The 11,390-nt window shown below is 71.3% G+C and carries 6 protein-coding genes; 5 read left to right on the top strand and 1 reads right to left on the bottom strand.

The genetic code is table 11. The annotated features are described in order from the left end of the window. The first annotated feature begins 114 nt into the window (after positions 1-114). The gene (locus MUG78_RS11430) at positions 115-1,536 is read left to right on the top strand and encodes a short-chain fatty acyl-CoA regulator family protein (RefSeq protein WP_246994886.1); all 1,422 of its coding nucleotides are present in this window, start codon (positions 115-117) and stop codon (positions 1,534-1,536) included. Here MUG78_RS11430 and MUG78_RS11425 read toward each other — a convergent pair. Then, entirely contained in the window at positions 1,528-2,793 is a 1,266-nt protein-coding gene (locus MUG78_RS11425; RefSeq protein ID WP_246994885.1) for a PucR family transcriptional regulator, read from the bottom strand. The two genes, MUG78_RS11430 and MUG78_RS11425, sit on opposite strands and share 9 nt — an antisense overlap. A gap of 131 nt (positions 2,794-2,924) precedes the next feature. On the opposite strand from MUG78_RS11425, the gene MUG78_RS11420 reads away from it, so the two are divergent. From MUG78_RS11420 to putP, 4 genes are all read left to right on the top strand, one after another. Further along, positions 2,925-4,418, top strand: a complete 1,494-nt coding sequence (locus MUG78_RS11420) for a flavin-containing monooxygenase (RefSeq protein ID WP_246994883.1) — start codon at positions 2,925-2,927, stop codon at positions 4,416-4,418. 118 nt (positions 4,419-4,536) lie between these two features. Continuing rightward, positions 4,537-6,051, top strand: a complete 1,515-nt coding sequence (locus MUG78_RS11415) for an acyl-CoA synthetase (RefSeq protein WP_246994881.1) — start codon at positions 4,537-4,539, stop codon at positions 6,049-6,051. 54 nt (positions 6,052-6,105) lie between these two features. Then, the gene (locus MUG78_RS11410; protein ID WP_246994879.1) at positions 6,106-9,708 is read left to right on the top strand and encodes a proline dehydrogenase family protein; all 3,603 of its coding nucleotides are present in this window, start codon (positions 6,106-6,108) and stop codon (positions 9,706-9,708) included. Positions 9,709-9,740: 32 nt separating this feature from the next. Continuing rightward, entirely contained in the window at positions 9,741-11,330 is a 1,590-nt protein-coding gene (gene putP, locus MUG78_RS11405) for a sodium/proline symporter PutP (RefSeq protein ID WP_246994878.1), read from the top strand. Positions 11,331-11,390 lie beyond the last annotated feature (60 nt).

The following is an 11,390-nucleotide window of genomic DNA, read 5'->3' as shown; positions in this document are numbered from 1 at the left end:
GCACCGTACGCAGACCCGATAGGACTGCGAAAGACCTGGCAAATGCGTATTTCTGCAAATTTTTCTCCGACACCTTGCGAAGGTTGCGGACGCCGGGGCCACTACGCTGTCCCCATGGCCAAGACGTACGTGGGCGCGCGACTGCGCCGGTTGCGCGAGGAACGCGGGGTCAGCCAGGCGACGCTGGCGCGCCGGCTGGAGCTCTCGACCAGCTACGTCAATCAGCTGGAGAACGACCAGCGGCCGATCACCGTCCCGGTGCTGCTGCGCCTGACGCGCGAGTTCGAGTTGGCGCCGGACTTCTTCGCGGCCGACGGCGACGCCCGCCTCACCGCCGACCTCGCCGACATCCTCCTGGAGCACGGCGACCAGACCCCGTCCACCGCGGAGATCAGCGAACTGGTGGCCCGCATGCCGGGCGTCGGCCAGACGCTGGTGGCGCTGCAGCGGCGCCTGACCGCCGCGACCAGCGAGCTGGAGAGCATGCGCGGGACTCTCGGCGCCGTCGCCGCCAACGCCGAGACGGTGGGCGGCACCCCGTTCGAGCAGGTCCGCGACTACTTCTACGACCGCCGCAATCACCTGCCCGAACTCGACGCGGCCGCCGAGGACCTGTTCGCGCGCGCCGGCCTGACCATCGGCGGCCTCGACCTGCAATTGGCCCGTTTCCTCGACGCCGAATACGGCATCGCGGTGCAGATCAGCGGTGTCGACCCCGGGGACGACAGCGAGCTCCCCAAGCGCCGCTACGACCCGGCGACGGCCACCGTGTATCTGCCCCGCCGCCTCACCGCGGGCCAGCGTGCCTTCCAACTCGCCACCCAGCTGGCGCTGCTGAGCCAGCGCGACCTGATCGACCGACTGATCGACGACGTCGACCCGAGTTCGGTCGCCGTCGCCCGCACCGGGCTGGCGAACTACTTCGCCGGCGCCCTGCTGCTGCCGTACACGCAGTTCGCGGCCGCCGCCCGCCGGCTGCGCTACGACGTCGACCTGCTGGCCCGCGACTTCGAGGTGGGTTTCGAGACCGTGTGCCACCGCCTGTCGACGCTGCAGCGCACCGGCGACCGCGGCGTGCCGTTCATCTTCGTCCGGGTCGACAAGGCCGGGAACATCTCGAAACGCCAGTCCGCCACCGCTTTTCACTTCTCCCGGGTGGGCGGCAGCTGCCCGCTGTGGGTGGTGCACGACGCCTTCTCCATGCCCGGCCGCATCCACACGCAGCTCGCCCGGATGCCCGACGGCCGCACCTACTTCTGGTTGGCGCGGACCACCGATCCGGCGCAGCAGGGGCACCTCGCGACGCCGTCGAACTTCGCCGTCGGCCTGGGCTGCGATCTGGCGCACGCCGAGGAACTGATCTACGCCACCGGGGTGGATCTGCGCGAGCCGCGCACCGTGGTCCCGATCGGCGCGGGCTGCAAGGTGTGTCCGCGCCCGGCCTGCAGCCAGCGCGCCTTTCCGATGCTGGGCACGCCCATCGAGCACAGCGAAACGGTCAGTCCCGCAACGCCGTACGCGCCGGTCTCACCCTGAGGCCGGACGACGCCAGTGCTGCAGCTCCAGGGCCGCGGCCACGGTGATCGCCGACTCGGCGAGCGAGACCGGCAGCAGCGACTCGGCTTTGGCCAGCCGGCGCACCACGGTGTTGCGGTGGGTGTACAGCTGCTGGGCGGTGGCGGCGGCATTGCACCGCTGCGCGAACCAGACGCGTAGGCACTCGGCGAGCTCGGGCTCGGCGTCGAGCAGATCGCCCAGGGTGGCGGCGAGGAACTCGTCGATGCGCGCATCGTCGTCGGTCACCACTTCGAGCAGACGCAGCTCGTCGTAGCGCGCGAAGCGTCGCTGCGAGCCCAGCCGCCCGAGCAGTCGGAAGGCGGCGAGGGCCTGAAAGTGGCTGCGCCGGAAGCCTTCTCGACCCACGCCGGGCGCCCCGAGGGTCACTCGCACGTCGTCGACGTCGGCCGGCACCGCGTCCACGTCCACGGTGACCGCCGGGAACCACACCCACAGCTGGGAGGCCCCGGCCAGCACGGTGAGCCGGGTCGCGATGCCGCTCGCGGTCATGATCGCCTCGCAGACCGCTTCCAGCCGATCCGCGCCCGACTCGGGGCCGCCGGAGATCACCGCCGCCAGTTGCGGCCCGTCGAGCCGGTAGCCGAGCTGCGCCACCGCACGGGCCTCCGACAGCGGCGCGCCCTCCAGCAGCAGGGCGACCGCCGCGCGGCGTTGGGCGTGCGTGTCTCCGGCGAGTTCGGCGCGCGCCACGTCGATCATCTCGGCGAGCGCGGACACCGTGTCGTCGACGAACCGCGCGATCGAATCGAGGGTCACCGCCAACAGTTCGCGCAGGAGCGCCGGATCGTCGGTGAGTCCGAAGCAGATCTCCATCCACAGGCGCCACGCCAGGTTCTGTGCGGTGCGGAAGGAGTCGAGCACCCCGGAGTCGAAGCCGCGGCGCACCGCGTCGCGGACGAACACCACGGTCTCGTCGGTGATCGCGACGCTCACGCGTTCGCCCGGGTGCGCGGCGTTCATCGCCGCCCAGTGCGCGATGTTGCCTGCGTTGGTGCGCAGCACCACCTCGGTGAGCGCCGGATCCTCGGCGATCAGGCCCATGCCCGCACCCGCGAGCACACTGTCGTCGAGCGCCTGGGTCCACTCGGTCGGCGCCTCGAGGATCACCTGCACCCCGGCCCGGATCAGGTCCGCGACGGCCGGACTCACCGGCCCCGGACCCGCCTGCCACGTCGACCGTTCAAGTTCCTCCGCACCGTGCCCGCCCGCAGCCATGTGGTCGATTATGCACACCGCAATGCGTCAACCCGGTACAGAATGCCCTTGCCCCGGGACCGCGATGCCATCGATCATTGATAGCGACGGCGCATCCCCCTCGCCCACCGCTCGACGAATCTGGAGTACCGATGGCCACCGAGACCCCCACCGATCTGCTCGACGTCCTGATCATCGGCGCCGGCATCTCCGGTATCGGCGCGGCGCACTACCTCACCACCGAACTCCCGGAGAAGACGTTCGCGATCCTCGAGTCGCGGCACACCGCCGGCGGCACCTGGGATCTGTTCAAGTACCCCGGCATCCGCTCGGACTCGGATCTGCACACCTTCGGTTTCGAGTTCAAGCCGTGGACCGACAAGCAGGCCATCGCCGACGCCCCGCGCATCCTCGACTACCTGCACGAGGCCATCGACGACGATCAGCTCGCCGACAAGATCACCTACCACCGTCGTGCGGTGTCCGCCGATTGGCACACCGACGAGGCGGCCTGGCACGTCACCGTGCGCCGCACCGACGACGACGCCGCCGCCGAGCCGGAGATCATCAAGGCGCGCTGGATCTTCGCCGGCACCGGCTACTACGACTACGAGCAGGGCTTCTCCCCCGACTTCCCCGGCCGGGAGCGGTTCACCGGGCAGATCGTGCACCCGCAGCACTGGCCGGAGGACCTGGACTACCGCGGCAAGCGCGTCGTGGTGATCGGCTCCGGCGCCACCGCCGTGACCCTGGTGCCGTCGATGACCGACCAGGCCGAGCACGTCACGATGCTCCAGCGCACGCCCACCTACGTGATCCCGCTGCCCCGCGAGGATGCGATCGCCAACGCGATGAAGAAGGTGCTCGGGCCCCGTCGCGGCTACCGGCTGAGCCGCGAGAAGAACATCCTGCAGCAGCGCGTGGTCTTCGAGCTGTGCCAGCGTTTCCCGCGCCTGGCCCGCCGGGTGATCCGCGGTACCAACAAGGCCATGCTGGGCAAGGACTTCCCGCTCGACCCGCACTTCAACCCGCCGTACAACCCGTGGGATCAGCGCCTGTGCGTGGTGCCCAACGGCGACATGTTCACCGCGCTGCGGCGCGGTGCGGCGTCGATCGTCACCGACCGGATCGCCTCGTTCACCGAGACCGGGATCCTGCTGGAGAGCGGCGCGGAGCTGGCCGCCGACATCATCGTCACCGCGACCGGCCTGAACTTGCAGATGTTCGGCGGCATGACCTTCGCCCGCGACGGCGTCGACGTGGACCTGACCGACAGCGTCTCCTACCGCGGCATGATGCTGTCCGGGCTGCCGAACTTCGCGATGGCCATCGGCTACACCAACTCGTCGTGGACGCTCAAGGTCGACATGCTGTGCCAGTACTTCGTGCGCATGCTGGCCCACATGGACCGGAACGGCTACACCAGCGTGGAGGCCGTCCCGGATCCGGCGATGGAACTGCGCCCGCTGCTCGACTTCGGCGCAGGGTACGTCCAGCGCGCCCTCGACGGTCTGCCCAAGCAGGGCGTCGTGGACCCGTGGAAGATGTCGATGAGCGTCTACGCCGACGTCCGACTCATCCGCCGCGGGCCCGTCGACGACGAGTTCCTGCACTACGCGCGTGTCAGCGAACCCAGCCTCGTGTAGCCGCGCGCGATTCTCCGACGCGTCTGACGAACCCCGCATCCCCGGTGCGGGGTTTGTCCTAGGTTCAGCGGTGACACCCACCGCGTAACACCCACTGCGAGGACTCGGAGACACCACCATGGCAGGTATCAGCACCTGGATCACCCGGCGCGCCCAGCGCACCCCGGACGCGATCGCCCTCATCGACGCGACCACCGGCGCCACCACCACCTACGCCCAGTTGGCCGCCGACAGCGCCCGCCGCGCCGCCGCGCTCCGCGCCCGCGGCGTCCGACGCGGCGATCGCGTCATGATGATCGGCCTCAACTCCACCGCCCAGTTGGCCACCATGTTCGCCGTCGCCCGCCTCGCCGCGATCAGCGTGCCCGTCAACTTCCGGCTCAGCCCCGGCGAAGTGGCCTACCTGATCTCCGACGCCACCCCCACCCTGCTGCTGCACGACGACATGTTCGCCGAACTGGCCGCCACCGCCGCCGAGCAGGCCCCGCGCGCCGTCGACCTCGTGCACCTGGACGCGCTCGAGGCACCCGAGGAGGTCTTCGCGCCGGAGGATCCGGTGACCGCCGACGACGTCGCGATGCTGATGTACACCTCCGGCACCACCGGCAAGCCGAAGGGCGCCATGCTCACGCACGGCAACTTCGAGTGGAACGCGATCAACATGCTGGTGGCCGGCGAGGGCATGACCCCGCGGGACAAGACCCTCGCCGTCGCGCCGCTGTTCCACATCGGCGGCCTCAGCCTCTACGTCCTGCCGCTGCTGTACACCGGTGGCACCATCGTCGTCGCGCCCGCCTTTGATCCGGCCGCCGCGCTGAAACTCCTGGAGGCGCACAAGGTCACCGTGCACTTCATGGTTCCGGCGATGTGGGATGCGATGCGCAAGGTGCCGAACTTCGACGACCACGACCTGTCGTCGCTGCGGACTCTGCTGTGCGGCGGCGCGCCCTGCCCGCTCCCGGTGATCGACTTCTATCAGGGCAAGGGCCTGACCTTCATGGAGGGCTTCGGCATGACCGAGCTCGCCCCGGCCGCCATGATCCTGGAAGCGCAGTACGTCCGCACGCACGCCGGTTCGGTGGGCCGCCCGGTGTTCCACGACGACGTGCGCATCGTCGACGGCGACGACCGGGACGTCGCGACCGGCGAGGTCGGCGAACTGCTGATGGCCGGACCCAACGTCTTCGCCGGCTACTGGGGGCTGCCCGAGGTGACCGCCCACGACATGCGCGGCGGCTGGTTCCACACCGGCGACCTCGCCCGCATGGACGCCGACGGCTTCATCACCCTCGTCGACCGCAAGAAGGACATGATCGTCACCGGCGGCGAGAACGTCTACCCGATCGAGGTGGAGCAGGTCCTGCTCAGTCACCCGGACGTCGACGACGCCGCGGTGATCGGGCTGCCCGACCCGAAGTGGGGCGAGGGCGTCACCGCGGTGGTGTCGCTGCGCGCGCAGGCATCGGTCTCGGCCGACGATCTGCTCGCCTACTGCCGCGACCGGATCGCGCACTTCAAGAGCCCGCGTCGCATCGAGTTCCTCGACGTGCTCCCCCGCAACGCCACCGGCAAGCTGCTCAAACGGACCCTCCGCGAGCAGTTCGGGTCCGACGGGTCGGCCGTCACCCGCTGACCCGCTCCTGCGCACGCGGTGACAGAACGCGCGCGCAGGAGTGTACTGAGAGGCATGGGCCCGCAGCCGCCGCGCGGAAGGTCTGACGTCCGCACCGAACTCGACGAGCTCGCGGCCGACAGCCGCGCGCTGGTCGAGCACTGGCTGGCCGTCACCGCCGCCTCCGCCACCCGTCCCGATCCGGCGGCGGCCCGGTTGGTCGCGGTGCTGGCCGACCCGCGGGGGCTGGCGTTCACCGTCGGGTTCGTCGACCGGGTGATCGGCGTCGAGGACATCCGCGCCGCCGCGCTGGCCCTGACCGAGCTGACCGCCGACCTGCCGTCGTCGCTGCGGGCCGTCGATCGCCTGCAACTGCGGCTGGGCGGCCGGTTGGCGCCGCATCTGCCGCGGCTCGTGGTGTCGGCCGCCCGACTGCGGATGCGGTCGATGGTCGGGCACCTGATCGTCGACGCGCGGCCGCGCCGCTTCGCCCGGCAGGTGGCGCGCCTGCGCCGGGACGGCCACCGCCTCAACGTCAATCCGCTCGGCGAGGCGGTACTCGGCGAGACCGAGGCGGCGCGACGGCTGTCGGGGGCGCGTCGCCTGCTGCGGCGCGACGACGTCGACTACGTCTCGGTGAAGGTCTCCGCGGTGACCTCCCAGCTGTCGATGTGGGATTTCGACGCCACCGCCGCCGCGGTCACCGACCGACTCGCCCCGATGTACCGGGAGGCGGCCGCCGCCCCGCCCGGCACCGCCTTCCTCAACCTCGACATGGAGGAGTACCGGGATCTGCGGTTGACCGTCGAGGTGTTCACCCGGCTGCTGAGCCTGCCCGAACTCCGCCGCTACGAGGCCGGCATCGTGCTGCAGGCCTACCTGCCCGATGCGCTCGGCGTGATGGAGGAGTTGGCGCGGTTCGGGGCGCAGCGTGTCGCCGACGGCGGCGCCGGGATCAAGGTCCGGCTGGTCAAGGGCGCGAACCTGGCGATGGAGCGGGTGCACGCCGAGCTCGCGGGCTGGCCGTCGGCCACCTATGAGAGCAAGCTCGCCACCGACGTCAACTACAAGCGGGTGCTGCACGCGATCCTGACGCCGGAGACGCTGACCGGACTGCGGGTAGGCGTGGCGGGGCACAACCTGTTCGACGTCGCCTTCGCGCAGCTGCTGGCCCACCGTCGCGGCGTCGCCGACCGCGTCGAGTTCGAGATGCTCGCCGGGATGGCGACGGCCCACTCCCGTGCGGTCGCGGCCACCGTCGGGCCGCTGCTGCTGTACGTGCCGACGGTTGCGCCGAAGGAGTTCGACGTCGCCATCTCGTACCTGGTCCGCCGCTTGGAGGAGAACGCCTCCAGCGACAACTTCCTGTCGGCCACCGTGGATCTGCGGCCGGGCAGTCCCGGGGCGCGGCGCGAGGCCGACCGGTTCGACGCCGCGGTCGCCGCCCTGGCCGACGAACTGGATCGCGGCCCGTTGTCGCCGCCCGAGCCGCGTCGCCGCCAGGACCGCCGCCGCATCACCGCCGACACCGCCGACCTGCCGGAACTGCCGCCGTTCACGCACACCCCCGACACCGACCCTGCTCTGCCGGCCAACCAGGCGTGGGCGCGCGAGGTGCTTGCAACGAGCGCGCGGCCGGGCTGGCTCGACGCCGCTCCCGCCCCGCCGGCGGTGTCCGCGGCCGCGATCGACGATCTGGTCGCGCGCGCCCGCACCGCCGCCGTCGCATGGGCGGCGCGGCCGGCCCGGGACCGTGCCCGCGTGCTGGACCGGGCCGCGGATCTGCTGGAGCAGCGCCGCGGCCTGCTGGTGGCGTTGGCCGCCGCCGAGGTCGGCAAGACGATCGGCGAGAGCGACCCGGAGGTCTCCGAGGCCGTCGACTTCGCCCGCTACTACGCCCGGCGCGCCCTCGACCTCGACCCCGAACGACTCGACCCCGAACACGTAGCCACCGACGACGCGGTGTTCACCCCGGACCGGCTGGTGGTGGTGACGCCTCCGTGGAACTTCCCGAACGCCATCGCCGCCGGCGGCATGCTCGCCGCCCTGGCCGTCGGCGCGGCGGTGATCGCGAAACCGGCCGGCCCGTCCCCGCGCTGTCTGCAGGCGATCGCCGAGGCGCTGTGGGAGGCCGGGGTGCCGCGGGCGGTGTGCGCCACCGTGGCCCCCGACGAAGGCGAGGCGGGGCGCCGCCTGATCGCCCATCCCGGCGTGGACCGGGTGATCCTGACCGGGGCCTCGGACACCGCGGCCCTGTTCGCCTCGTGGCGGCCCGAGTTGGCGCTCACCGCGGAGACGTCGGGCAAGAACGCGCTGGTGATCACCCCGTCGGCGGACCGGGACCGGGCGATCGCCGATCTCGTGCACAGCGCGTTCGGGCACGCCGGTCAGAAGTGTTCGGCCGCGTCGCTGGCGATCCTGGTGGGCTCGATGGCGACGTCCGAACGCTTCCGTCGGCAGCTGGTCGACGCCGCGTCGTCGTTGATCGTCGATTGGCCGACGAACCTGTCGGCCACCGTCGGTCCCCTCACCGAGCCGCCGGGCGCCAAGCTGACCCGCGCGCTGACCGTCCTCGATCCCGGCGAGCGGTGGCTGCTGCGCCCGCGCGCCCTCGACGACTCCGGCCGCCTGTTCTCCCCCGGCATCAAGGTGGGCGTCGCCCGCGACTCCTCCTTCCACCGCACCGAGGTCTTCGGTCCCGTGCTCGGGCTGATGGCGGCCACCGACCTCGACGACGCCCTCGACCTGCAGAACGGCACCGACTTCGGGCTCACCGCCGGGCTGCATTCCCGCGATCCGGTCGAGGTGCGCACCTGGCTCGACCGCGTGCAGGCCGGGAACCTGTACGTCAACCGCGGGATCACCGGCGCCGTCGTCGGTCGCCAGCCGTTCGGCGGCTGGAAGCTGTCGTCGGTGGGCTCGGGCGCCAAGGCCGGCGGGCCGAACTATCTGCGGCAGCTCGGCACCTGGTCCGACGCCGCCCGGCACTCCCGAAACCCGGCTCCCCGTGCGTTGCCGCCGGGTCCGATCGCCGACTTCGTCGACGCCGTCGCACCCCTGCTCGACGCGCCGTCGCACGCGTGGCTGCGCGCCGCCGCCGGCTCGGACGAGGACGCCTGGTCCACCGAGTTCGGCCGCGCCCGGGAACTGACCGGACTGGCGGCCGAGGCCAACATCTTCCGCTACCGCCGGGCCGACACCGCGGTCCGGGTGGGCACCGACGCCGACCCGGCCCGCCTGGCCCGCGTCCTCGCGGCGGCCGCCCGCGCGCGGATCCGTCCGGCGCTCTCCCTGGCCGAGCCGGTGCCGGTCGCGGTCGACGACGTGCTCCGGGCCGCCCGGGCCCACCTGGACGTCGGCCCCGTCGTCCACGCCGCCGACGACCGGTTCACCGCCGCGGTGTCGGCATCGGGCCCCGCACGCATCCGGGTGATCGGCACGGTCTCCGCAGCGACCCGTGCCGCGGTCGCCGCCCGCCCGGCCACGGCGCTGCTCGACGATCCGGTCGTCGCTGCCGGCGCCGTCGAACTCCGGTACTGGGTGCTCGAACAGGCGGTGTCGATCACGCTGCACCGCTTCGGCGATCCGGATGGTTTCCTGCAGCAGGTCGCGGCGGAGTTGCTACCGTCAGCGGGCGGGAGCCCCCGGCCCCGGCCGTCACGGCATCACCCGGCCTGAGCCCCGACTCGGCCTGTATCAAGGAGAACCCGATGGCGGGACCGTCCAACGAAGAGGCCTGGCAGCTCGCCGCCGTCATCGTGTATTTCCTGGCCATGCTGAGCATCGGCTACTACGCGTACCGCAAGACCAAGGACGATCTGGACAGCTACATGCTGGCCGATCGCGGGCTCAAACCCTGGGTGGCGGCGCTGTCGGCCGGCGCGTCGGACATGTCCGGCTGGTTGCTGATGGGCCTGCCGGGCGCCATCTATCTGCACGGCCTGGTGGAGTCGTGGATCTTCATCGGCCTGATCGTCGGCGCGTGGCTCAACTGGAAGCTCGTCGCCCCGCGGCTGCGCGCCTACACCGAGGTGGCCGACGACGCCATCACCGTCCCGAGCTTCCTCGGCAAACGCCTGCACGACAAGGCGCACGCCGTCCGCATCACCTGCGGCGTGATCATCCTGGTGTTCTTCACCTTCTACGTCTCCAGCGGCATGGTGGCCTCGGGCAAGTTCTTCGAGTCGTCGTTCGACGTCGACTACGTGGTCGGCATGCTGATCGTCGCCGGAATCACCATGCTGTACACCCTGTTCGGCGGCTTCCTCGGCGCCTCGCTGACCGACGTCGCGCAGGGCGTCCTGGTGGTGGTGGCGCTGCTCGCGGTGCCGATCATCGGCGTCATCGAGTTGGGCGGGTTCGGCGCGACGGTCGACGCCGTGCAGGCGATCGACCCGGATCGGCTGTCGATGGTGTCCGGCGGCAGCGCCCTGGCGATCATCTCCGCCGTCGCCTGGGGGCTGGGCTACTTCGGCCAGCCGCACATCATCGTGCGATTCATGGCGCTGCGGTCGCCGGCCGACGCCCCGGTGGCCCGGCGCATCGGTATCGGCTGGATGCTGCTGTGCGGTATCGGCGCGGTCAGCACCGCCCTGGTCGGCATCGCGTACTACGGCGCGACCCTGGAGGCCGACAACCAGTCCGAGACCGTGTTCCTGGCGCTGTCGCAGGTGCTGTTCCATCCGTTCATCGCCGGTCTCGTGCTGGCGGCGGTGCTGGCCGCGATTATGTCGACGATCTCGTCGCAGCTGATCGTGTGCTCGTCGGCCCTGGTCGAGGACCTGTACAAACTGATCTCGGTGAAGTCGGGCTGGCGGGAGCTGGCTCCGGCCACCTATGTGCGGCTGGGTCGCCTCGGCGTGCTCGCGGTCGCGGTGGTCGCCGTGATCCTGGCGTTGTCCCCGTCGAACAGCATCCTGAGTCTGGTGGCCTTCGCGTGGGCCGGCTTCGGCTCGGCCTTCGGCCCGGTGGTGATTCTGTCGCTGTACTGGCGTCGTCTCACCACGGCGGGCGCACTCGCCGGCATCATCACCGGCGCGGTGGTCGCCTTCGTCTGGGGCCAGGACTCGTTCCACCGCTTCCTGGCCGACCGCGCGCCCGACTCCGTCGCGAGCTTCGTGGCCGACACCTACGAGATCATCCCCGGTTTCCTGATCGGCATGCTCGCGATCGTCGTCGTGAGCCTGCTGACCCGCCGCGCCGATCCCGAGGCAGTCGACGCCGAGTTCGACGCCGCCGTCACCGCCTCCCGCGAGAGCTCTGTGCTCCCGCGAGAGGACTCCGTTCCCGCGGGCCACTAGAACTCCCGCGGGAACCGGTTCGTCTCGCGGGAGCGGAATCCTCTCGCGGGAGCGGCGCGG

It is taken from the genome of Gordonia alkaliphila, assembly GCF_023017165.1.
GTDB lineage: Bacteria > Actinomycetota > Actinomycetes > Mycobacteriales > Mycobacteriaceae > Gordonia > Gordonia alkaliphila.
The sequence above is the reverse complement of the archived record's forward strand: the minus strand, read 5'-3'. Positions and strand labels throughout refer to the sequence as shown.